Here is a 21,119-nt window from a genome sequence, read left to right as displayed (position 1 = left end):
CGTGGCCACCCCTCCCGACCGGCTGCTGCGGCGCCTGGAGTGGCGACTCGGCCGCCGCCTCGACGGGCGGCTGCGGGGCGCGTACCGCACGGTTCGGCACGGCGCCGGCCTCGACTTCACCGACCTGCGCGCCTACACCGGCGAGGACGACGTCCGGCACATCGACTGGAACGTCACCGCCCGGCTCGACGAGCCGTTCGTCCGGCAGTACACCGAGGACCGCGAGCTCACCGCCTGGCTGGTGGTCGACCGGTCGGCCTCGATGCGGTTCGGCGGCCCCGGGAAGGACTCGGTCGCCACCGAGCTGGCGGTCAGCCTGGCGAGGCTGGTGTCCCGCGGCGGCAACCGGGTCGGCGCGATCCTGTTCGACAACGCCGCGCAGCGGGTGCTTGCGCCGCGTACCGGACGGGACCAGATCCTCCGCATCGCCCACGAGCTGCTGGCGCCCGCGCCGGTGGCGGCGAAGCGGCGGATCCGGGGCCGCAAGCCCGCCCGGGCGACCACCGACCTGGCCGCGATGTTCCGCCTCGCGGCGGCCACCACGGCACGGCGGCGCAGCCTGATCTTCGTGATGTCCGACTTCATCGGCGAGCCCGGCTGGGAGCGCCCGCTCGGTATGCTCACCCACCGCCACGAGGTGGTGGCGATCCGCGTGGTGGATCCGGCCGAGCTGGACCTTCCCGACCTCGGCGTGATCGTCGTCGAGGACGCCGAGACCGGTGAGCAGCTGCTGGTCGACACCGGCGACCCGCTGCTGCGCGGCCGGCTCGCCGGCCAGGCCGACGCCCGCGAGGCGGAACTGACCGGCGCCCTGCGCCGGGCCGGGGTCGCCGCTCACCGGATCACCACCGACCAGGACCTGATGGCCGCCCTGGTCCAGATGGTCCGCGCCGCCGGCCGGGGGCGCCGATGAGCCGGCGGCCCGCGGACGACGGTGAGGGAGTGCGCGACGATGTCGTGGATCTCCCGGGCGGCGTCGCCGGGGCGGGCCGGCCGGCCGGGCGGAGGCGCCGATGAGCTTCCTGCATCCCGCCGTGCTGGTGCTCGCGGTGCTGGTCCCCGGCGGCGCGGTCGCCGGCTACGCGAGGTGGCAGCGGCGCCGCCGCGCCGCGCTGCGGCGGGCCGGTCTCGGCACACCGGGCGGCGGGCGCCTGCGGCGCCATCTGCCGTACGCTCTGCTGCTCGCCGCCCTGCCCGTCCTGCTGGTCGCCCTGGCCCGCCCGCAGGCCCAGGTGGGCGTGCCCAGGGTGGCCGGCACCGTTCTACTGGCCTTCGACATCTCCAACAGCATGGCCGCCACCGACGTCACCCCGACCCGGCTGGCCGCCGCCCAGGCCGCCGCCACCGGATTCGTCGAGGAGCAGCCGGGCACCGTCGACGTCGGCGTGCTGGTCTTCGGCGACCAGGCGCTGCTCACCCAGGCGCCGACCGGCGACCACCGCGCCGCGGCCGCCGCGATCGCCCGGATCAGGGCGAGCGGTGGCACCTCGCTCGGCCAGGCCATCCTGGTCGGGCTGGGGGCCATCACCGGCCAACCGGTCAGCCTGCCGGAGAACGGCGCCGCCCCGGAGCCCGGCGCGCTCGGCTACTGGCCGTCGGCGACCATCGTGCTCTTCTCCGACGGTGAGGACACCGGCGGCCCGGACGCCGTGGCCGCCGCCGAGCTGGCCGCCGCGGCCGGGGTGCGGATCCAGACCGTCGGCGTGGGCACCGCCCGGGGCGCGACCGTCCAGGTGGACGGCTACCAGCTGAGCACCGCACTGGACGAGAGCCTGCTGACCACGGTCGCGCAGACCACCGGCGGGGCGTACCGCCCGGCCGGGGACGCGGACACGCTGGCCGACGCCACCCGGTCCGTCGACCTGCGCCTGACCACGAAGCGGGAGCCGCTGGAGCTGACCGCGCCGTTCGCCGGGGCCGCCCTGCTGCTGCTGGCGCTCGGCGGGCTGCTCGGCGCGCGCTGGCAGGGGAGGATCGTGTGATGTCGTTCCACTGGCCGTGGGCGCTGGCGGCCCTGGTGGTCGTACCGTTGCTGCCGCTCGCCCGGTGGTGGCTGAACCGGCGCCGCAGGCGCACCGCGGTCACCGTCTCCAGCGTCGCGCTGATCCGGGCCGCGCTGCCCGGGCGGTCCGCCTGGCACCGCCGCCTTCCGACATACCTGTTCCTGGCCGGTCTGGCGGCCCTGGCCGGGGCCGTGGCGCGGCCGCAGGCCCGGCTCACGGTGCCGGCCGAGCGCACCTCGATCCTGCTGGCCATCGACGTCTCCGGCTCGATGTGCAGCACCGACGTGCCACCCAACCGGCTGTCCGCGGCGGTCGAGGCGGCCCGCGACTTCGTCGGGTCGCAGGACGGCGGCACGAAGATCGGCCTCGTCGCGTTCGCCGGGATCGCCGGCCTGCTGGTCGCCCCGACCACCGACCGGGACCAGCTGCTCGACGCGATCGGCGCCCTGCGGACCGCCCGGGGCACCGCGATCGGGCAGGCCATCCTCACCTCGATCGACGCCATCGCGGAGATGAACCCGGACGTGGCGGCGACCGGGGTGGACCTCGGCGCCGCCACGCCGGACCCGGCCGGCGACTTCGAGCCGGACACCATCGTGGTGCTCACCGACGGCTCGAACACCACCGGCGTCGACCCGGTCACCGCGGCCGAGCAGGCGGCGGCCCGCCGGGTCCGGGTCTTCACCATCGGGTTCGGCACCACCGAGCCGTCCCCGATGGTCTGCACCCCCGACCAGGCCGGCGTGGACGCGTTCACCGGCGGCTTCCGCGGCGGGTTCGGCGCCGGCCCGGGCCGGGTGCAGGAGATCGACGAGGACGCGCTGACCCGGGTGGCCGACCTGACCGGCGGCCGCTACTTCAAGGCCCAGGACGCCGACGAGCTCGACGGGGTGCTCGGCGACCTGCCCCGGGAGATCGGCCTGCAGCAGGCGGACGTCGAGATCAGCTTCTGGTTCGTGCTGGCCGGGACGCTGCTGGTGATCGCCGGCACGGGGCTCTCGCTCCGGTCGCACCGCGCGCCCGGACCGGCGCCGCCGCCGGTGCGACGCCGTGGGTGAGCCCGGCCGGGGCCCGCGAGCCGCGCTCGACTTCGCCGACCCGGGGTTCCTGGACGACCCGTACCCGGCGCTGGCCCGGCTGCGGGCGCGGGCCCCGCTGAGCCGGCACGAACCGACCGGCCAGTGGCTCGCCGCCGGGCACGCCGAGGCCGGCGCGGTGCTGCGGAACCGCGGGCTCGGCCGGTTCTGGACCGACCGCCGGCCGGCCGACGTCTGGGAGCCGTTCAACACGCTGCACCGCAACCAGATGATGGAGAACGAGCCGCCCGTGCACACCCGGCTGCGGTCGCTGGTCGCCCAGGCCTTCGGGCGCGGCCACGTGGACCGGCTCGGCCCGGCGATCGCCGCCGAGGCGGACACCCTGCTGGACCGGGCCGGCCGCGACTTCGACCTGCTCGCGGACCTGGCCGAACCCCTCGCGGTGACGGTCATCGCGGAACTGCTCGGGGTGCCGGAGGCCGATCGGCACCGGCTGCGCCCGTGGTCGGCGGCGATCGTGCGGATGTACGAGATGTCCCGTACCCGGGCGGACGAGCGGGCCGCGCTCACCGCCTGCCGGGAGTTCGCCGACTACCTCGCCGACCTGGCCGAGGCCCGCCGCGCGCGGCCGCGCGACGACCTGATCTCCCACCTTGTCGCGGCCGGCGACGCCGCGCACCGGCTCACCGGGCCGGAACTCGTCGCCTCGGCGATCCTGCTGCTCAACGCCGGGCACGAGGCGTCGGTGAACGCCCTCGGCAGCGGGGTGGTGGCGCTGATGCGCCACCGCGAGCAGTGGGACCGGCTGCTCGCCGACCGCGGTCTGGTCCGGACCGCGGTCGAGGAGTTCCTCCGGTACGACCCGCCGCTGCAGATGTTCGTCCGCACCGCCGCCACCGACGTGGTCGTCGGCGGCGTCGCGGTGCCCGCCGGTGACCGGGTGGCCGCCCTGCTCGGCGCGGCCAACCGCGACCCGGCGGTCTTCGCGCACCCGGACACCTTCGACGTCGGCCGGGACCCGAACCCGCACCTCGGCTTCGGCGCCGGTCTGCACTTCTGCCTCGGCGCCCCGCTCGCCCGCCTGGAGCTGCGGGCCGCGCTGGCCGCCCTGCTGCAGCGGACGCCGGAACTCACCCTGGCCGCCGAGCCGCCGCGGCGCCCGACCTTCGTGCTGCGCGCCTTCACCGAGATCCGCCTGGCGGCCTGACCCCGGTCCGACGTTTCCCCGGCCGGATCGGTCGAACGGATGGCCCGCCCGGCCCCCCGGGCGTGCGAGATTGGCGCGCGTGTTCGAGGAGGCCCCGATGGAGGAAGCAATTCAGGCGTACGCCGCCGGCCACGCCGACGGCTCGGCCGGCCGCCGTGACGCGGCCCTGGCCGACCACCCGGAGACCGGGCCGGACTACCGGATCGGCGTGGTGGACGGGAGTGTGGCGGCGTTCCAGGCGGAACTGATCGCCGAGGTGCGCCGGCTGCTCGGGGACGCGCACTGAGCCGGTGCCGGACCGGCGGGCCGCCGCGTGCCCCGGACCCCGGCCGGGCCAGGAGCGCGGGCCGCGTGCCGGGGCCGGCGAGCGGCCGTGCCCGGTTCGCGGGGGCGGGTGTCCGGGATCGGCGAGCGGCCGTGCCCGGTTGGCGGGGGCGGGTGTCCGGGGCCGGCGAGCGGCCGTGCCCGGTCGGCCGGGCCGGGTGTCCGGGCCCGTGGCGGCCCGCCGGTCGCGCCCCCGGCGCGGGGCGGCGCGGTCGCCGGTCAGGTCGGCCAGTGCTCCGATTCCCCCGCATTGTGCCCTCTGACCAGGGAAAATGGTGGTTCTGGGCGGGTGGTCGAGCAGCCGGCGGACCCGATGGAGGGGACCCGCTTTGGCATCCGGCCGACGGCTCGGCTAAGGTTTCATCCGTCGCCAGGGAAACCGGGCGGCAACGCGGACGTAGCGCAGCTGGTAGCGCATCACCTTGCCAAGGTGAGGGTCGCGGGTTCGAATCCCGTCGTCCGCTCGGAGAGGCTGTTGCCGGTTCCATTGGGCACCGGCCTGCTCGGTGGAGTGGCCGAGAGGCGAGGCAACGGCCTGCAAAGCCGTGTACACGGGTTCAAATCCCGTCTCCACCTCGCGAGGCTTCCCAGGAAGCCGGAGCTGGGGCGATTGGCGCAGCGGGAGCGCGCTTCCTTGACACGGAAGAGGTCACTGGTTCGATCCCAGTATCGCCCACCAGAGCTTGTGCAGGTCAACGGCTCGTTACCGGATTTCCGGTAACGAGCCGTTGCTGTTTTGGCGCTTACTGTGGGAGCAGAATGGGAGCGCAAGATCACCTCTGCGGTGGTGGTGCTCCAGGCCCCGGGGATCCGGGAGGGTGGTGCGGTCAGGCCGCGTGAAGCCGTCGGTGGCGGCTGGCGGCGGTGTGGGCGCCTGCTGTCACCGCGGCAGGTCACCGGCTGGATATGCCGACATCCCGACAACGTCACCGAGCACGACACCAGCCGACTGCATGCCGTCCTCGGTCGCGCCCCCGGAGTACGCACCGCGGCAGAACTCGTCCGCTCCTTCGGCGAGATCATGACCCGCCAGCATGGTCGTCGCCTCACTGACTCCGATCAGCACCGCGGAAGAAGCGGACCTGCCCGGCATCAACCGATTCATCAACGGCGTGAAGTCCGACCTGGCCGCGGTCACTGCTGGCCTCCGCCTGCCCTTCAGCTCCGGCCCCGTCGAAGGCAACGTCAACCGCATCAAAATGCTCAAACGGCAGATGTACGGCCGAGCCAACTTCGACCTCCTCCGAAAACGCGTCCTCCCGAGCGTAAAGGCAGGATCAATCACGCAAGGAGGGACGGAACCCGGTTCTCGCTGTCACAATCAGGCGGGACGGCGCAGCGCCGCCCGGTCAGCGGAGGGCGGCGGCGATGGCTTCCGCCGGGGTCGTCGTCGGCCGTCCGATCAGGCGCCGCAAGTCGCCGGAGTCGGTGAACATTTCGTCGTGGCTCATGGCGCGGTCGGCGTCCGCAAGGACCTGCGCCAGCTCGGCGGGCACGCCCGCGTCGACCAGCACCTGGGCGAACTCGTCGACCGGCAGATCGGTGTAGCCGATCCGCTTGCCCGTCGCGGCCGAGATCGCCGCGGCCAGCTGCGTCAGGGTGAAGGCCTCATCGCCGCCCAGCTCGTACGCCTTGCCGTCGTGGCCTTCGGTAGTCAGCACGACCGCGGCGGCATCGGCGTAGTCAGCTCGGGTCGCAGCGCTGATCCTGCCCTGGCCGACGGCCCCGACGAGCGCTCCGCCCTGCAGTACCTGAGGGAGCTGGTCGGTGTAGTTCTCCAGGTACCAGCCGTTGCGCAGCATCACGCTGGGGAGGCGCTCGCGCAAGTACTCCTCCGTGGCCCGGTGGGTGGGAGAAAGACTGGTGGTGGACGTGTCCGCGTGCAGCATGCTCGTGAACGCGACCAGCGACGCGCCCGCCACCACCGCGGCGTCGATGGCGCGGCGGTGGTTGGCGACGCGCTCGCTCGGGGTCGTGGTGGAGATCAGCAGAAGCTTGTCCACGCCCTCGAAGGCTGCGGGGAGGCTGTCGGACTCCGCGAAGTCGGCTCGGCGGACCTCGACACCGCGGTCGGCGAAGTCCTTAATCCTGCTGATGTCACGGCTGGTCGCGACGATCTCGGAGGCCGGCACCCCACGGCTCAGCAGCGCTTCGACGGTGAGCCGGCCCAGATTTCCGGAGGCTGCAGTGACAACGATCGACATGGCGGTTACACCTTTCTGCCGCAGGCCTTCCGCGACGTGAACCCACGATGACCTGGTCGCTCTCCTTCGGTAAGGGCGAACTTTCGGGTAAGGTGCCCACCCGGGCGAAAGAATCCAGGTGAGGTTTGTGGCGACGATCCGGGAAGTGAGCGAGTCCACACCATCGTGGGACCCGTATACGCGGGGCTGCCCGTCGCGTGACGTGCTCGACCAGATCGGCAGCAAATGGGCTGTCCTGGTGATGGGCGAGCTCGGCAGGCATGGGGCGCGTCGGTTCACGCAGCTGCGGCAGCAGCTCGGGGGGATCAGCGAGAAGATGCTCACCCAGACGCTGCGCACGCTCGAACGCGACGGGCTGATCCTGCGGACGGTGTATCCGGAGGCGCCGATCCGTGTGGAGTACGAGGTGACGCCGCTCGGCCAGACCCTGCGCGGGCCCCTGAAGGCGCTCACCGAGTGGTCAACGCAGCACATCGAGGAAGTTGTCGACGCCCGCAAGAAGTACGACGAACGCACCACAAAATAGCGGGCGCCTCCGGAGAAGCGAGGTGACCTCGCCGGGACCCGGCCACCCCAGCCGGGCCGTGCCTTTCGCCGGTCACACCTTCGGGGGTGCGGTACGTGCCGGCGAGCGGGAAGCCGGCCATCTCGGTCCATTCGACGTCGGGGGCCAGGGTGGCACGCTGCGCGTCGAGGTCCCCGGCTGCCGAGGCCAGGTACTGGCGGCGGACCACGTCAGCGGGTGCGGTCGAGGTGGTGAAGCCGGTCATGGTTCAGCCCCAGCTCATCTCGCTCTTGGCGACCTTGGCGCCGATCTGCGCGGCGATCAGCATGCCCTGCTCCAGTTGCCCCCGTGGCCGCTGATGATCGCCAGCGCATCGATGCCCTGAGCCACCCGGCAAGGGCCAGGACTCCGGTGCCTGCCTGCCGGGAAGCGGTCACAGAGCGGAAAGAAGGCCTGTCCTGGTCCTGACCCGCGCGCCTGATCGACCGTGTGACCGACTGCGGATGGAGAATCGTGAGTATGAGACGGCTTCTCCTTGTTGGTGCGGTGTCGGTCCTGGCGATGGCAGGTTGCGCCGGCGCCGGCGATGCGGCGCCCGTCGCGGGACCGGCCCGCGCGACCGCGACCGCGGCGGCGTCGGCCGAGGCGCAGCCGCTGCTGGCCCGCTACGGCCTGGCGGGCAAGAGCACGGTCGAGGTCATCGACCAGCTCGACCGGTTGGACCTGCAGCAGCGCCCAGCCGAACTGAAGGCGTCCGTGCGGGCCGGTGAACTGCTGATCTCCGACGGCGGACAGGAGCACAGCCTGCCCATCCCCGCCGACCGGTTCTACCTGTCGGTCGCCCCGTACCTGCAGCAGACCCACGACTGCTTTTTCCATGCACCCACCGGCTGCAAGGGTGAACTGGCCGGCAAACAGGTACAGGTCAAAATCGTGAACGCCGCCGACGGCACAGTCCTGGCGGACGAGTCGCGTACCACCTTCGCCAACGGCTTCGTCGGGTTGTGGCTGCCGCGCAACATCACCGGCACCCTGCAGATCACCTCCGACGGCAAGACCGCCGAGTCGAAGATCAGCACCGGCGATGACGCCCCGACCTGTCTGACCACGCTACGACTCGTCTGACCACGGCGGCCGATGGCATCGCCCGGCGTCGGTCCGGCAGACTTCCCTTCCCGGCGAGCTCGTCGCCGGCGCCGAGGACTGACCGTCCAGCGCTGACGTCGGCCGGGCCCGTCCATCGGGGCCGGCCCGCACCGCGATCGGCCCCGGGCATGACGCCAGGCGAGGCGATCACGATCGGATACGCTCGCCACCGCGTGCCCGTCGGAGTCCGGCCGTCAGGCACAGACCCCGACATCCACGACGGCGCCGTCCGTGTGATCGACCTGCCTGGCTGCCCCGCCGTGGCCACGTGACCGGCCGACGGCGACGGGCACGGCTGACCGTCACACCGACAACGGTGGAGCGCATCGAGGCATCGCCGGTTGGCGGTCATGCAGGCGGGAATCGTCAGGGCGGGCACCGCCGTGGGTGCTGCCGCCGAAGGCGTGCGACGCGTCCCCCTCGGTCCTTGATACCCCTGGGGGGTATGGGTATGGTTGTTGGTGGGCGGCGACGTCGCGCCGCTGACGTCCGACGGCAAGGAGATCGTGATGGCTACCCAGACCTACACCGTGACCGGCATGACCTGCTCGCACTGCGTCAACTCCGTCAGCGCCGAAGCCGGCGCGATCCCCGGTGTCACCGACGTCCAGGTCGACCTGGCCTCCGGCACGGTGACCGTCACCAGCGACCAGCCCGTCGACGAGACCGCGGTGGCCGCGGCCGTCGACGGGGCCGGCTACGAACTCGCGAGGTAGTCATGAACACCGCCATCAAGCTGGGCGGCTTCGGGATCGGGCTGGCGGCCGTGTTCACGGCCGCCCTCGGCCTCGGCAGCCTCTTCCCCGCATCCGCACCCGCCACCCCGGCCGCGCACGGCGGCCACACCGGCACACCAGCCGAGCAGAACACCCCGGCAGCGGCGCTGCCGGCCGGGCTGCAGATCAGCCAGGACGGCTACCGGCTCACCCTGCTCAACGGCAGCCTGTCGACGGGAACGCCGCAGCCGTTCCGGTTCCAGATCACCGGCCCTGACTCCCGGCCGGTCACCGCCTACACGACCAGCCACGACAAGGACCTGCACCTGATCGTGGTCCGCCGTGACCTGTCCGGGTTCCAGCACGTGCACCCCGAGCTCGGCCGCGACGGCACCTGGTCGATCCCCCTGGCGGTGCCCGCCGCCGGGCAGTACCGGGTCTTCGCCGACTTCCAGCCCGCCGGCAACGACGGACTCACCCTCGGCGCCGACGTACCCGCCGTCGGCGACTACCGGCCCACCCCGCTGCCCGCGACCGCGCGGACCGCGACGGTCGACGGCTACACGGTCACCCTCACCGGCGACCTCGCACCCGGCGCCTCCTCGACGGTGACCCTGTCGGTCAGCAAGGACGGCCGGCCGGTCACCGACCTGCAGCCCTACCTCGGCGCCTACGGCCATCTGGTCGCACTGCGCGACGGCGATCTGGCCTACCTGCACGTGCACCCCGACGGCACCCCCGGCGACGGCCGCACCACGGCCGGCCCCGCGATCGCCTTCCACGCGGAAGTCCCGTCCGCCGGCGCCTACCGGCTGTACCTGGACTTCCAGCACGGCGGGAAGGTCCGCACCGCCGAGTTCACCGCCGTCGCCGGCTCCACCGCCGCCCCGATGAGCGGCACGCCGGCCACGGCCGCCGCGTCCACCACGCCGAGCCCGGCCCGGCACGGCGCCGACGGCCACACCCACGACTAGGAGGAGAGCGTCATGGCAACCGTCGCCGGGCCGCTGCCCGTGGCCCCGAACCAGATCGAGCTGGCGATCGGCGGCATGACTTGCGCCTCCTGCGCCGCGCGGATCGAGAAGAAACTCAACCGCATGGACGGCGTGAGCGCGACCGTCAACTATGCCACCGAGAAGGCCAGCGTCGCCTTCCCCGACAGCGTGACCGCCGAGGATCTGATCGCCACCGTCGAGAAGACCGGCTACACCGCCACCCTGCCGCCACCACCGCGACAGTCGGGTGAGGATCCGGCGGAGCAGGCGCAACCGGTCGACGAACTGCGTACGCTGCGGGCCCGGCTGTTCACGTCGATCGCGCTCAGCGTGCCGGTGGTGCTGCTGGCGATGGTACCGGCCTGGCAGTTCACCTACTGGCAGTGGTTGTCGCTGACCCTGGCCGCGCCGGTCGTGATCTGGGGCGGGCTGCCGTTCCACCGGGCCGCCTGGACCAACCTGCGCCACGGCGCCGCGACCATGGACACCCTCATCTCGATGGGTACGATCGCGGCGTTCGGGTGGTCGTTGTGGGCGCTGTTCTTCGGCACCGCCGGCGTCCCGGGGATGACGCACCCGTTCAGCCTGGACATCGGCGCCACCGACGGCGCCGGCACCATCTACCTGGAAGCCGCCGCCGGGGTCACCACGTTCATCCTCGCCGGCCGCTACTTCGAGGCCCGGTCCAAGCGCCGTGCCGGCGCTGCTCTGCGCGCTCTGCTGGAGCTCGGGGCCAAGGACGTTGCGGTCCTGCGCGACGGCACCGAGCGCCGGATGCCGGTCACCGAGCTGGTGGTGGGGGACCGGTTCGTGGTCCGGCCGGGCGAGAAGATCGCCACCGACGGCGTCATCGAGGACGGCACGTCGGCGGTGGACGCAAGTATGCTCACCGGCGAATCCGTGCCGGTCGAGGTCGCCCCCGGCGACACGGTGGTCGGCGCGACCGTCAACGCCGGTGGCCGGCTGATGGTGCGTGCCACCCGGATCGGCGCCGACACCCAGCTCGCGCAGATGGCGAAGCTGGTCGAGCAGGCCCAGACCGGCAAGGCCGCCGTCCAGCGGCTCGCCGACCGGATCTCCGGGGTGTTCGTGCCGATCGTGATCGCCCTTGCCGTCGGCACGCTCGGCTGGTGGGTGGGCACCGGCTCGGGCTGGACGGCCGCGTTCACCGCCGCCGTCGCGGTGCTGATCATCGCCTGCCCCTGCGCGCTCGGGCTTGCGACGCCGACGGCGTTGCTGGTCGGCACCGGCCGCGGCGCGCAGCTCGGGATCCTGATCAAAGGCCCTGAGGTTCTCGAGTCGACCCGGACCGTGGACACCGTCGTGCTCGACAAGACCGGCACCGTCACCACCGGCCGGATGAGCCTGGTCGACGTGGTTCCGGCCGACGGCGTCGACCGCGAGCAGCTGCTGCGCCTGGCCGGAGCGGTCGAGGCGGCCTCCGAGCACCCGATCGCCCAGGCGATCGCCGCCGCGGCCGCCGAGACGGCGTCGCTGCCGCAGGTCACCGGGTTCGCCAGTACCGAAGGCCTCGGCGTGGCCGGTACCGTCGACGGCCACACCGTGCACGTCGGCCGGCCCGCGCTGCTGCACGAGGCCGGGCTGAGCGTGCCCGCCGATGTCGAGCGGGCCGTCGCCGCCGCCCATGCGGCCGGGCAGACCGCGGTGGTCGCCGGTTGGGACGGTCAGGCTCGCGGCGTGCTGGCTGTGGCCGACACGGTCAAGCCGACCAGCCGCGACGCCGTCGCCCAACTGCGGGCGCTCGGCCTGTCGCCGGTGCTGCTCACCGGGGACAACGACACCGTCGCCCGGGCCGTGGCCGCGCAGGTCGGTATCGGCGAGGTGATCGCGGAGGTGCTGCCGGCCGACAAGGTCGACGTGGTCAAGCGGCTGCAGGGACAGGGCAAGGTCGTGGCGATGGTCGGTGACGGCGTGAACGACGCCGCCGCCCTGGCCCAGGCCGACCTGGGGCTGGCCATGGGCACCGGCACGGATGTCGCGATCGAAGCCTCCGACCTGACCCTGGTCCGCGGTGACCTGATGGCCGCGGCCGACGCGATCCGCCTGTCCCGGCGCACCCTGCGCATCATCAAGAGCAACCTGTTCTGGGCGTTCGCCTACAACGTGGCCGCCCTGCCGCTGGCCGCGGCCGGGCTGCTCACCCCGATGATCGCCGGCGCGGCGATGGCGTTCAGCTCAGTGTTCGTCGTCGCCAACAGCCTGCGACTGCGCCGCTTCACCAGCATCACCAAGTAAGTCGTACGACAGCGCCGCCTGCACCCCGCCAAGGACGGGTGCGGGCGGCGCTGGGCGACGCCCGAGCGTGAACCACGGACGGGCGTGTCGCATCGTCGTCAGACCAGACGCCGGACCACGTAGCTCTTGCTCCAGATCTTCTGCTTGGTGACCGTCTTACCGGTCCGCGGCGACGCCCACATCTTGCCGCCGCCGGCGTAGATGCCGGCGTGCGTGCCGCGCGCGCCCTTGCGGATGATGATCAGGTCACCGGGGCGGGCGTTGGACTTGGCGACAGCCTTGCCGTACCGCTGCTGCAGGTGGGCCTTGTGCGGCAGCTTCTTGCCCGCCGCCTTCTTGTAGACGTACATCGTGTAGCCCGAGCAGTCGAACCGTTTGGGCCCGGCCGCACCGAACTTGTACTTCTTGCCCTTGTGCTTCGCCGCTTCGGACAGGACCCGGTTTGCCGCCGCCTTGGACTTGGCGGCCTGGGACGCCGCCGTCTTGACGGTGATGCCGGTCTGACTCAACGCCACGCTGGTCTGCGAGAACACCGGCGTGGTGACGACCGCCGAGGACGGCGTCGCGGCAGAGGCGGGCTGCGGTGTGCCGAACCCGCCGGTCAGCAGACCGAGACCCACGGACAGGGCGAGAGTGCCGGTCCCCAGGGTACGGGCGGGCCGGCTCAGAGTGCTTACGCGCACGGTGAAGGAATCCCTCCGGCACGCCTGCGAGGTTAGCTGTCGGATTCGGGCGCGAAGGATTGCCCGGCCGCGCGGTGGCGGCTTCACCCCAAGGCCCTGCGCCCGGGCTGCCGCGGACGGCGTGCCGGTCGAGGACCGATAGTGGTTCCCCCGTCCCTGCCCCCGACTGCCTCATGACTCGTCATGTCTCTCGTGCCGCCGGACCGGGGCAGGGCTCGGCGTGGTCCGGATCGGCACGACCGGCGAACAGGTGCTCGCCGCCCCTCCTTGATAGCCCAGCCCGCGACGGCCTCCACCGGACCCATCGCTCACCGACAGTCACGTTCACATCGGGCCGTGTCCGTTCGGAAGGGCGGTGCGAGGTTTGTCGGCACGCGGTGCTTAGGGTTGGTGACACTGAGGTGATCTTGATCTGTGAAAGGGAACACGACGAAAGCTGAGCCGTTGCTCTGCGTGGCCCCGTCGGTGTTCCCCCGCACCGCCGTTCCGGCGCGACGAGCGGCTCGTCGAACGTGACCGATCGGGCGACTGTGCTGCCTCCTGCGCCGGCCGTCGGTGACGTGCGTTGCGGCGGCTACATCCGATGACGCGACCGGAGGTGGCCGCGGCCGCAGTGCAACCGAGCCGCACCCACCGGGCGTCTGGACCGGCCGTGCCGTCGAACGATGGGGCAGGCCGGGCCGACACGCCGCCGGGCCCGTACGACGGGCGGCGGTCCACCGGCGGGTCCCGACAGCCGGTGAGGAGGCACGCTGATGAACGACGGGCTCGCCGTGTCGGCGGCGAACGCGGGCACCGGGTGCCGCGCGGGGCGTGCCGGCAGGCCGGCTGCTGTTGTCGTGGCGCTGGCTCTTGACGGGGGCGCGAGTCTCGCCGCCGTGCCCGCGCACGCGGCAGCCGCGGCGACGTCGCGGCAGGCGATCGTGAGCGGCTACGCCGCTGCACCGGTCGCCGGCATCAACCTCCCCTGGGCGGTGCCCGGCAACATCGTCCGGCTCGGCGTCGCCGTCCTCGTCGACGACGTCGCCGCGGCGACCATCGATCTGGATCGACTGCGGGAATTGATCGGTGCCGCCGCCGGTATCGACGCCGGCCGCGGTGACCGGCTGGCGGTCGCCGCCATGCCGATGCACACCGGAACGGCCGCCCCCGCCGTTGCCGCGTCCGGCATCGACACCCGTGCCCCACTACGGGCGGCTATCGTCGCCGCGGCCCTGATCGTGCTGATCGGCGGCGTGCTGCTGGCCGTCCGGCAACAGCGGACCCGGACAGCGGCGGCAGCGCACCGGCGGGCTCCGCTCCGTGTCCGGCCGGATGACCCGCACCCACCGGCCTCGGCGGTCACCGCCGCATCCGATCGCGGCCTGAAGCAGCAACGCGCGATCGCGTCGGTAGACCCCGCGGGAGCCGCGCAGCAGCTACGAGGCTGGATCGGACCCGGCCGGTGAACCGGACAGCCGACCCGAGGCATGTCCCGCCTCACGGACATACAGCCGGGACATCCCGCGGGTTGCACCGCGGTCAGGACTTCACGAGCCGGGCGATCGCCGCGCTCGCCTCCTTGATCTTCGCGTCCACGTCGCCTTCGGCGGCGGCGTGCACCACACAATGCCGCAGGTGATCCTCGAGCAGGCCGACCGCCACCGCGTGCAAGGCGCTCTTGGCGGCCGAGATCTGGGTCAGGATGTCGATGCAGTAGGTGTCCTCGTCGACCATCCGCTGCAACCCGCGGATCTGCCCCTCGACCCGCTTCAGCCGGGCCATCAGCGCTTGTTTCTCCGCCGAATACCCATGTGGCCCGGCCGGTTTCGCCTCACTCATGCCGTGCAAGATACCCGGCACCGGTATGAACCGGCGCCGGCTGCGAACCCGTCCCGGCGGCGCCGTGCCCGCCGAAGGGACACGACGCCCGAGGCGCCCGCGATGTCGTAACCTGGCCCGGTGACCCGACCCCAGCAGCTGCCAGCGACGTGGCTGCTGCGCTGGCTGCTGGTCGTGATCACCCTTGCCGGTGTCGGTCACGTGCACAGCGCCCATTGCGCCGACGGGCCAGCCGCCGCACACCACGCGGCTGCCGCCGGCCATCATCACGATGGCCCCGCGGCCGGGCAGCACGCCGCGGCAACCCGGACGACGGACACCGCAGCCGGGCACTGCGAGGTGAACGCCCCTGTCGCCGAGCCGGGCGTACGTACCGGTACCGTCACCCTCCCGGCGGTGACCGCCTGCGCCGGCAGCAGTACCCCGGCCACCGTGGTGACGCTGACCGCCTTGCGGACGCCCACTGTCACCTTGACGCAAATCGGTATAAGCCGCATATAGGGCACCGGTCCTGAGTGCTTGCCCCGATATCGGGGATACGTGCTCATGCCCGCCCGGCCACGGCAGCCGTGGCCGTCACACCCCCGCCCGGCGGTGGTGTCCCTGTGTTCCCTTGCGCGGAAAACGGAACCTTCGTGAACCTTTACGCCCTACCGCCCGCCGCCCTCACCGCGGGACAGCGCCACCCGCACCGCTCGACCGACACCTGTTGCCTGCCGGCCGGGAGGGTGCCGCGGTGACCGAGATCCTCCCGCCGCTGCGTACCACTCACGTGTTCGACGCCGCTGGCGGACAGTGGTGTTTCGATCTGTGGGCCGGATCCGGTCGGCCGCTCGTCCTCATCCCCGCGGTGCTGTTCGACCGGACCTGCTGGTGGCCGACCGCTGCCGACCTTCGCCCGTATGCCACCGTCGTGGCCGTCGACCTGCCCGGGCACGGGGACTCCGCCGGCCGGGAGCGTTACGAACTCGACGAGCTCGTCGACGATCTGGCCATGCTCATCGACAGCCTGCAACTCAGGCGCGCCCCGGTGATCGTCGGGCACGGCCCGTCGGCGACGCTGGCGGCCCTGTTCGCCACCCGCTATGTGACCCACGCCGTGGTAGCCGTCGACCCCGCGCCCGCAGAGGTTCTGTGCGCCGGTGTCGACGCCTACCTGCGCAGCCGGCAGCTCGCCGACACGCCCGAGCAGTACCGCAGCCTGATGCAGGCCACCCACGATCCGCGCCTGCTCGCCGCCTACGCGACCGGCCTGCGGCACCGCCGCCCAGCCACCACCATCGGCGTCGACCCGGCGCGGCTCGCCGTACACAGCCGGCCACCGTCCGGACCCGAAACGGACCCGCAGGCCACCGGCACGTGGCGGCACGAGATCTACGGCGTTCCCGGCCGGTTCGCGCCCCTGGCCGCCGTCCGCCGGTTCATCACTGACCTGCGAACAATGCTGTGAGCGCCGGTGCCGTCACGGGCCGGCCCCGCCCGGCATCCTCGTAAGAGGCGCGGCACACCGGTGTGGCCTGGCGCAGGAGCGGCACGAGCCCTTGCGCCAGGAACACCGATGACCGTTGTGCCAGGACCGGTCAGCGCACCAGCTGGTAGCCGGCCGCGGTGACGGCTGCGGCGACGCTGTCGTCGTCGAGCCTCTCGGTGCTGGTCACGGTGACGGCACCGGAGGCGACGTCGACGCTGACGTCACGGACGCCGGGAAGGTCGGTCAGTTGCCTACTGACTCGGCCCGCGCAGCCGCCGCAGGTCATCCCGGCGATCTGATACACCGTTCGCGTGCCGTCCGGCGAGGTGGCCGGCTCGGTGGTGGGGCTGCTGGCGCAGGTGCAGGCGGTGTCGCTGCCGCACATCGGCTTCTCCTTGCTGTCGTGTTGACGGTGCTGAGCTGGAGGAACGGATCACGCCCGCACGAGCCGTGCGATGGCGTCGGAGGCCTCCTTCAGCTTCGCGTCGGCGTCTGGTCCGCCGTCACGGGCCGCGTCGGCGACGCAGTGCGCCAAGTGGTCGTCGAGCAGCCCGAGTGCCACGGTCTGCAGCGCCTTGGTCGCCGCCGGCACCTGCGTGAGGATGTCGATGCAGTACGCCTCGTCGTCGACCATGCGCTGCAGGCCACGGATCTGGCCCTCGATGCGGCGCAGCCGCTTCAGGTAGTCGTCCTTGTCGCTGATGTAGCCGTGAGCCATGACCCGGACCCCTCCAGCCGCTTTTACCGTACCCCCCTAGGGTATCGCGGTAAAGCGGCACGTCGAGGGATGTGACTCGAAAGTCAATCGGTGGGCAGCCTTGACCCCGAATACCCCCGGGGGGTAACAATGGCGCCGAACGCATATACCCCCTGGGGGTACTAAGGAGGTTCGGTCATGTCCCGCAGTCCGCACCGGTGGTGGGCTCTCGCGCTCATCGCCCTCGCCCAGTTCATGGTCATTATGGACACCTCGATCATCGGCGTTGCCTTGCCGAAGATGCAGAACGACCTCGGGTTCACCCCGAGCAATCTGTCCTGGGTCTTCAACGCCTACGTCGTCGCCTTCGGCGGCCTGCTGCTGCTCGGCGGCCGCCTCTCCGACCTGTACGGCGCCCGCCGGATCTTCGCCACCGGCTGGGCCGTCCTGCTCGCCGGTTCCGCCGCCGCCGGGCTGGCCAGCACCGTCGAAGTCGAACTCGCCGCCCGCGCCGTGCAGGGCGCTGGCTCCGCCCTCATCGCCCCGTCCGCGCTGACCCTGCTGATGATGCTGTTCGGCAACCGGCCCACGGAACTCACCAAGGCCCTCGCCCTGTACGGGGCGGCCGCACCGGCAGGCGGCACCGCCGGCGTGTTCCTCGGCGGCGTCATCACCGAATACGTCAGCTGGCCGTGGGTGTTCTACCTCAACATCCCGATCGCCGTCCTGGCCCTGATCGCCACCCCGGCGCTCATGCCCGCCGGCGGCAACCGGCCCGGCAGCCTCGACCTGGCCGGCGCTCTCACCGTCACCGGCGGCCTGGCCGCCGCCGTCTACGCCATCGTCCGCGCCCCGGAGACCGGTTGGACCTCGACGCAGACATGGCTCACCCTCACCGGATCCGCGGCGCTGCTCGCCGCGTTCCTGACCATCCAGGCACGTCGCCGACAGCCGCTGATGCGGCTGGGCATCTTCGCCAGCCGCAACCTGTCCGCGGCGAACCTCGCCCAGCTCCTGCTCGGCGCGGCGTGGATCCCGATGTGGTTCTACCTCAACCTCTACCTGCAGCAGGTCCTCGGCTTCAGCGCGTTCCCCAGCGGCGCGGCGCTGCTGCCGATGACCGTGCTGATCATGGCCGGCATGATCGTGCTCGCCCCGCGGGTCATCGCACGGTTCGGCACCAAGAACACTGTGGTCGTCGGGCTCGCGGTGCTGGCCGCCGGCCTCGGCTGGCTCGCCCTGATCCGCCCCACCGGCAGCTACCTGGCCGACGTGCTGCCCGCGTCACTGGTCGCCGCCCTCGGTATGGCCCTGGCGTTCATCCCGTCGCTGGGCACCGCCCTGTCCAGCGCCCTCCCCGAGGAGGGCGGCCTCGCCTCCGGCATCGTCAACACCAGCTACCAGATCGGCTCCGCCCTCGGCCTGGCCGCCATGACCGCGCTGGCCGCCGCCCACGGTGCCGAGGAACTCGGCGACCCGGCCTCACTTACCAACGGCTACTCGGCAGCGCTGCTCGGCGCCGCCGGCATCGCCGCCGGGGCAGCGGTCCTCGCGGCGGTCACCCTCAAGGGCCGCGACGGCGCGCCCGCCGCCCCGCAAGCCGAGAACACATCGGCCACCCGATGACACCCGGGTGCTGTCCCAGCGCTCCGCCGGAGCTCACCGGCTCCGGCGGAGCACCGGGCCCACCCGCTTACCCGCGACGAAAGAGGCGACCGAGATGCACACGCTCCTGACCGACACCAGCACCCATCTCACCCACGCCACGGCTCGTCACCGGATGTCCGGTAACGAGCCGCTGCTGTTGTGGTGCTCACTCGGGGAGCAGAATGAGAGCGCGGGATCACCGTTGCGGTGCTGGTGCTCCGGCCCCGGTGGATCCGGGTGTGGGGTTCGGGCAGGCCGCGTGAAGCCGGCGGTGCGGGCGGTCACCTCGCTGCGCAGCGCGGTGAAACTTGTCACTCGGCGGCTTCGGTCTTCGGTCAGGTGATCTCGCGCCGATAGCAGGACGTGTCCCTCACGAAGTTGTCCGCTCCGCTGAAGCGTATGCCGATCAGCCGCGCCCTGCGCGCCGCGTTCACGATGGTCATCGCCTTGCTGCTGATCTCGGCCGGGCTCGCGGCGTTTTTCCTGCAGCGAGCCACTCGCCAGGTCGGCGACCTGGCCAAGACCGGCGTGCCCGCGATGCAGGTGGCCGGCGACATCAGCGGTCTGATGAACAAATACCGCAAGGAACAGTGGGAGTACATCGCACTGCCGTTGCACGACAAGGAAACCCGTAAGGACACCGTCGACGGGATGGCCGAGGAGGACGCCGACATGCGGGCCCTGTTCGGCGACTACCGGGCCCTGGCGACCAGCGCGGAGACCCGCGCCATCCTTGCCCGTTTCGAGGAGCACTGGGACAGCTACGTCACGGCTACCGCCTCGGAGATCGCGCTCGCGGACGCGGGCAAGGCGACCGCGGCCCGGGAGACGTTCGACGCCGGGGCCGGCGACGAGCAGTGGGACGGCCTCAAGGAGAGCCTGGCCGCGCTGGGCGAGCAGCACACCGCCGAGTCGAACGCGACCAGCAGGTCAGCCGACCGCCAGGCGATCATCGCGTTCGGCGCTCTGCTGGTGCTGCTGGCCGCCGCCGTGACCGTCGCCCTGGTGGTACGTCGGATCCTCACCAGCCGCATCACTGACGGTCTGGGCCAGCTGGCCACCGCGGCCCGCGGCATCGCCCGTGGAGAGCTGGACCAGCGGGTGCACGTCGAGGCGGAAGACGAAGTAGCCCAGGTGGCGGCCGCTTTCGACGACATGGTCGCGTATCTGACCGCCAAGGCGGAGATCTCGCAGCGGATGGCCACCGGGGACCTGGCCGTGTCCGCCCCGGCCGCGTCCACCGGCGACCGGCTCGGCACCGCCTTCACCGCAATGATCGAGAACCTGAACGACTCGGTGCGCCAGGTGCACCGCTCAGTCGCCGACCTCGATGGCGCCTCGGCCGAGCTGGACGGCGTGTCCCACGAGATCCGCTCCGCCGCCGCGGAGGTGGTCGACAACGCCGAGCGGCAGGTGGAGCTGATCTCCGTGGCGCAGCAGGCGGCCCGGGAGACCTCTGGTTATGTTGACGAGGGTGTGGGCACGGTAGGCAACCTGACCCGGGTCATGCGCGACCTGGACGACAAGGCCGCCAGGATCGGGGGGATCGTTGAGGCGATCACCCGGATCGCCGGGCAGACGAACCTCTTGGCGCTCAACGCGTCGATCGAGGCGGCTCGGGCCGGTACGCAAGGCGCGGGATTCGCCGTGGTCGCCGGTGAGGTGCGCAACCTGGCCGAGGAGAGCGCGGAGGCGGCCCAGACCATCGCCGCGCTGGTGTCCGAGATCCAGAAGACCAGCGCGGAAGCGGTCACCGTGGTCGACGACCAAGCGCGTGGCGCGTTCGAGCGGATCGCCGGGGGCACTGCCGAGCTGCACTCCGCGCTGGACGCCGTGGGCTCGTTCGCTGGGGCTAACAAGGGTTCCACCGAGCGGATGGCGTCCGCCACCTTGACGGCCGCGGACCAGGTGCAGCAGCTGACCGCCACAGCGACGGGGCTGCGCGAGGTGGCGGGACGGTTCACCGTACGCGAGGGTTGAGGCCCCGGACGCCGGACCATGGCCACCCACCAGGGGATCGACGCACTCGACGACCGCACCGCCGGCTGCCTCGCCACCTGGCTCAAACGAACCACCTCCGAGAGATGTCATCCGCCGCGACCGGACCGGCGCCTACGCCGACGGCTCCGCTACCGGAGCAGACGCTCCGCTACCGGAGCACTAGCCGCATTGCACGTCGCGGTCACGGCGTCTGCGCCGGCCCGTCCTGGATCGGCCTGGATCCCCGGGGCGTCCGCCGGTGCGCTGACAAGGCCCGAACAGCTGATCAGCGACCGCTGCGCCATCCTCCTCGCGCCATTCGCGTAGCTTGCCGTAGCGGTCGTTCCATCCGTCACCCGATCGGGTTGCCGCTGGCAGGTGCGTGCGAAAGTCTTCGGCCGCGTCACCGCGTTGCCGCCCGGCTCGA

The 21,119-nt window shown here is 72.2% G+C and carries 21 protein-coding genes, 3 tRNA genes, 1 pseudogene and 1 riboswitch; of the genes and pseudogenes, 19 read left to right on the top strand and 6 right to left on the bottom strand.

Translation table 11 applies throughout. From position 1 onward, the window contains the following. The first annotated feature begins 1 nt into the window (after position 1). The 8 genes from ACTEI_RS29700 (at position 2) to ACTEI_RS29665 (ending at position 5,250) form a co-directional block, all read left to right on the top strand. Complete coding sequence (locus tag ACTEI_RS29700; protein ID WP_122980666.1) at positions 2-913, top strand: DUF58 domain-containing protein; 912 nt, start codon at positions 2-4, stop codon at positions 911-913. A gap of 100 nt (positions 914-1,013) precedes the next feature. Beyond that, positions 1,014-1,982: a vWA domain-containing protein gene (locus tag ACTEI_RS29695; protein ID WP_122980665.1), complete on the top strand. Its 969-nt coding sequence runs from the start codon at positions 1,014-1,016 to the stop codon at positions 1,980-1,982. After that, on the top strand, positions 1,982-3,061 hold the full coding sequence (locus tag ACTEI_RS29690) for a VWA domain-containing protein (RefSeq protein ID WP_122980664.1): 1,080 nt from the start codon (positions 1,982-1,984) through the stop codon (positions 3,059-3,061). Before ACTEI_RS29695 ends, ACTEI_RS29690 begins: the two co-directional genes overlap by 1 nt. Continuing rightward, on the top strand, positions 3,054-4,247 hold the full coding sequence (locus ACTEI_RS29685; RefSeq protein WP_122980663.1) for a cytochrome P450: 1,194 nt from the start codon (positions 3,054-3,056) through the stop codon (positions 4,245-4,247). Before ACTEI_RS29690 ends, ACTEI_RS29685 begins: the two co-directional genes overlap by 8 nt. Before the next feature lie 97 nt (positions 4,248-4,344). Next, positions 4,345-4,533 (top strand): hypothetical protein, encoded by a 189-nt coding sequence (locus ACTEI_RS29680; RefSeq protein ID WP_122982489.1) that lies wholly within the window; start codon positions 4,345-4,347, stop codon positions 4,531-4,533. Between the two features lie 429 nt (positions 4,534-4,962). Next, positions 4,963-5,035: transfer RNA gene (locus ACTEI_RS29675), tRNA-Gly, on the top strand. 41 nt (positions 5,036-5,076) lie between these two features. After that, a tRNA-Cys gene (locus tag ACTEI_RS29670) sits at positions 5,077-5,147 on the top strand. Between the two features lie 28 nt (positions 5,148-5,175). Beyond that, positions 5,176-5,250, top strand: a tRNA-Val gene (locus ACTEI_RS29665). 201 nt (positions 5,251-5,451) lie between these two features. Here the strand turns inward: ACTEI_RS29665 and ACTEI_RS29660 are convergent. Continuing rightward, positions 5,452-5,664 (bottom strand): hypothetical protein, encoded by a 213-nt coding sequence (locus tag ACTEI_RS29660; RefSeq protein WP_145830750.1) that lies wholly within the window; start codon positions 5,662-5,664, stop codon positions 5,452-5,454. On the opposite strand from ACTEI_RS29660, the pseudogene ACTEI_RS29655 reads away from it, so the two are divergent. After that, positions 5,606-5,830, top strand: a pseudogene (locus tag ACTEI_RS29655) (transposase); the annotation flags it as partial. The gene ACTEI_RS29660 and the pseudogene ACTEI_RS29655 overlap by 59 nt on opposite strands. Before the next feature lie 90 nt (positions 5,831-5,920). On the opposite strand, the gene ACTEI_RS29650 reads toward ACTEI_RS29655, so the two are convergent. Beyond that, the gene (locus ACTEI_RS29650) at positions 5,921-6,775 is read right to left on the bottom strand and encodes an SDR family oxidoreductase (RefSeq protein WP_122980661.1); all 855 of its coding nucleotides are present in this window, start codon (positions 6,773-6,775) and stop codon (positions 5,921-5,923) included. 202 nt (positions 6,776-6,977) lie between these two features. Between ACTEI_RS29650 and ACTEI_RS29645 the strand changes: the two genes are divergently transcribed. The 5 genes from ACTEI_RS29645 (at position 6,978) to ACTEI_RS29620 (ending at position 12,393) form a co-directional block, all read left to right on the top strand. After that, positions 6,978-7,301, top strand: coding sequence for a winged helix-turn-helix transcriptional regulator (locus ACTEI_RS29645; protein WP_239082082.1), 324 nt, complete (start codon positions 6,978-6,980; stop codon positions 7,299-7,301). Between the two features lie 498 nt (positions 7,302-7,799). Further along, positions 7,800-8,405, top strand: coding sequence for a CueP family metal-binding protein (locus ACTEI_RS29635; protein WP_187645843.1), 606 nt, complete (start codon positions 7,800-7,802; stop codon positions 8,403-8,405). Positions 8,406-8,935: 530 nt separating this feature from the next. Next, entirely contained in the window at positions 8,936-9,142 is a 207-nt protein-coding gene (locus ACTEI_RS29630) for a heavy-metal-associated domain-containing protein (RefSeq protein ID WP_122982487.1), read from the top strand. A gap of 2 nt (positions 9,143-9,144) precedes the next feature. Further along, positions 9,145-10,116: a hypothetical protein gene (locus ACTEI_RS29625; RefSeq protein ID WP_122980659.1), complete on the top strand. Its 972-nt coding sequence runs from the start codon at positions 9,145-9,147 to the stop codon at positions 10,114-10,116. A gap of 12 nt (positions 10,117-10,128) precedes the next feature. Next, on the top strand, positions 10,129-12,393 hold the full coding sequence (locus tag ACTEI_RS29620) for a heavy metal translocating P-type ATPase (RefSeq protein ID WP_122980658.1): 2,265 nt from the start codon (positions 10,129-10,131) through the stop codon (positions 12,391-12,393). Between the two features lie 98 nt (positions 12,394-12,491). Here the strand turns inward: ACTEI_RS29620 and ACTEI_RS29615 are convergent, their stop codons facing one another. Then, positions 12,492-13,076 (bottom strand): C40 family peptidase, encoded by a 585-nt coding sequence (locus ACTEI_RS29615; protein WP_187645842.1) that lies wholly within the window; start codon positions 13,074-13,076, stop codon positions 12,492-12,494. Positions 13,077-13,082: 6 nt separating this feature from the next. Then, positions 13,083-13,270, bottom strand: a riboswitch (cyclic di-AMP (ydaO/yuaA leader). A gap of 561 nt (positions 13,271-13,831) precedes the next feature. Here ACTEI_RS29615 and ACTEI_RS29610 point away from each other — a divergent pair. After that, positions 13,832-14,524, top strand: a complete 693-nt coding sequence (locus ACTEI_RS29610) for a flagellar M-ring protein FliF C-terminal domain-containing protein (protein ID WP_122980657.1) — start codon at positions 13,832-13,834, stop codon at positions 14,522-14,524. A 73-nt stretch (positions 14,525-14,597) separates the two neighbouring features. On the opposite strand, the gene ACTEI_RS29605 is transcribed toward ACTEI_RS29610, so the two are convergent. Then, a complete protein-coding gene (locus ACTEI_RS29605; protein WP_122980656.1) occupies positions 14,598-14,897 on the bottom strand; it encodes a metal-sensitive transcriptional regulator in 300 nt (99 codons plus the stop codon). Positions 14,898-15,017: 120 nt separating this feature from the next. Here ACTEI_RS29605 and ACTEI_RS29600 point away from each other — a divergent pair, with 120 nt between their 5' ends. Then, positions 15,018-15,398, top strand: coding sequence for a hypothetical protein (locus ACTEI_RS29600; protein WP_122980655.1), 381 nt, complete (start codon positions 15,018-15,020; stop codon positions 15,396-15,398). A gap of 235 nt (positions 15,399-15,633) precedes the next feature. Continuing rightward, a complete protein-coding gene (locus tag ACTEI_RS29595; RefSeq protein ID WP_164466182.1) occupies positions 15,634-16,347 on the top strand; it encodes an alpha/beta fold hydrolase in 714 nt (237 codons plus the stop codon). Between the two features lie 130 nt (positions 16,348-16,477). On the opposite strand, the gene ACTEI_RS39240 is transcribed toward ACTEI_RS29595, so the two are convergent. Further along, the gene (locus tag ACTEI_RS39240) at positions 16,478-16,753 is read right to left on the bottom strand and encodes a heavy-metal-associated domain-containing protein (protein WP_122980653.1); all 276 of its coding nucleotides are present in this window, start codon (positions 16,751-16,753) and stop codon (positions 16,478-16,480) included. Positions 16,754-16,801: 48 nt separating this feature from the next. After that, positions 16,802-17,086: a metal-sensitive transcriptional regulator gene (locus ACTEI_RS29585; RefSeq protein WP_122980652.1), complete on the bottom strand. Its 285-nt coding sequence runs from the start codon at positions 17,084-17,086 to the stop codon at positions 16,802-16,804. 177 nt (positions 17,087-17,263) lie between these two features. On the opposite strand from ACTEI_RS29585, the gene ACTEI_RS29580 reads away from it, so the two are divergent. Both ACTEI_RS29580 and ACTEI_RS29575 read left to right on the top strand, forming a co-directional pair. After that, positions 17,264-18,691 (top strand): MFS transporter, encoded by a 1,428-nt coding sequence (locus tag ACTEI_RS29580; RefSeq protein ID WP_122980651.1) that lies wholly within the window; start codon positions 17,264-17,266, stop codon positions 18,689-18,691. 420 nt (positions 18,692-19,111) lie between these two features. After that, complete coding sequence (locus tag ACTEI_RS29575; protein ID WP_122980650.1) at positions 19,112-20,692, top strand: methyl-accepting chemotaxis protein; 1,581 nt, start codon at positions 19,112-19,114, stop codon at positions 20,690-20,692. The last annotated feature ends 427 nt before the right edge of the window (positions 20,693-21,119 follow it).

The sequence above is a fragment of the Actinoplanes teichomyceticus ATCC 31121 genome (assembly GCF_003711105.1).
GTDB classification, from domain to species: Bacteria; Actinomycetota; Actinomycetes; order Mycobacteriales; family Micromonosporaceae; genus Actinoplanes; species Actinoplanes teichomyceticus.
This window is presented reverse-complemented; position numbering and strand designations above follow the sequence as displayed.

What these genes read in the sequence shown, in the direction of transcription:
- ACTEI_RS29575 (WP_122980650.1), top strand. Translation starts at nt 19,112, where the DNA reads ATGCCGATCAGCCGCGCCCTGCGCGCCGCGTTCACGATGGTCATCGCC.
- ACTEI_RS29650 (WP_122980661.1), bottom strand. Translation starts at nt 6,775, where the DNA reads ATGTCGATCGTTGTCACTGCAGCCTCCGGAAATCTGGGCCGGCTCACC.
- ACTEI_RS29660 (WP_145830750.1), bottom strand. Translation starts at nt 5,664, where the DNA reads ATGCCGGGCAGGTCCGCTTCTTCCGCGGTGCTGATCGGAGTCAGTGAG.
- ACTEI_RS29690 (WP_122980664.1), top strand. Translation starts at nt 1,982, where the DNA reads ATGTCGTTCCACTGGCCGTGGGCGCTGGCGGCCCTGGTGGTCGTACCG.
- ACTEI_RS29610 (WP_122980657.1), top strand. Translation starts at nt 13,832, where the DNA reads ATGAACGACGGGCTCGCCGTGTCGGCGGCGAACGCGGGCACCGGGTGC.
- ACTEI_RS29680 (WP_122982489.1), top strand. Translation starts at nt 4,345, where the DNA reads ATGGAGGAAGCAATTCAGGCGTACGCCGCCGGCCACGCCGACGGCTCG.
- ACTEI_RS29585 (WP_122980652.1), bottom strand. Translation starts at nt 17,086, where the DNA reads ATGGCTCACGGCTACATCAGCGACAAGGACGACTACCTGAAGCGGCTG.
- ACTEI_RS39240 (WP_122980653.1), bottom strand. Translation starts at nt 16,753, where the DNA reads ATGTGCGGCAGCGACACCGCCTGCACCTGCGCCAGCAGCCCCACCACC.
- ACTEI_RS29635 (WP_187645843.1), top strand. Translation starts at nt 7,800, where the DNA reads ATGAGACGGCTTCTCCTTGTTGGTGCGGTGTCGGTCCTGGCGATGGCA.
- ACTEI_RS29625 (WP_122980659.1), top strand. Translation starts at nt 9,145, where the DNA reads ATGAACACCGCCATCAAGCTGGGCGGCTTCGGGATCGGGCTGGCGGCC.
- ACTEI_RS29695 (WP_122980665.1), top strand. Translation starts at nt 1,014, where the DNA reads ATGAGCTTCCTGCATCCCGCCGTGCTGGTGCTCGCGGTGCTGGTCCCC.
- ACTEI_RS29605 (WP_122980656.1), bottom strand. Translation starts at nt 14,897, where the DNA reads ATGAGTGAGGCGAAACCGGCCGGGCCACATGGGTATTCGGCGGAGAAA.
- ACTEI_RS29580 (WP_122980651.1), top strand. Translation starts at nt 17,264, where the DNA reads ATGTCCCGCAGTCCGCACCGGTGGTGGGCTCTCGCGCTCATCGCCCTC.
- ACTEI_RS29630 (WP_122982487.1), top strand. Translation starts at nt 8,936, where the DNA reads ATGGCTACCCAGACCTACACCGTGACCGGCATGACCTGCTCGCACTGC.
- ACTEI_RS29620 (WP_122980658.1), top strand. Translation starts at nt 10,129, where the DNA reads ATGGCAACCGTCGCCGGGCCGCTGCCCGTGGCCCCGAACCAGATCGAG.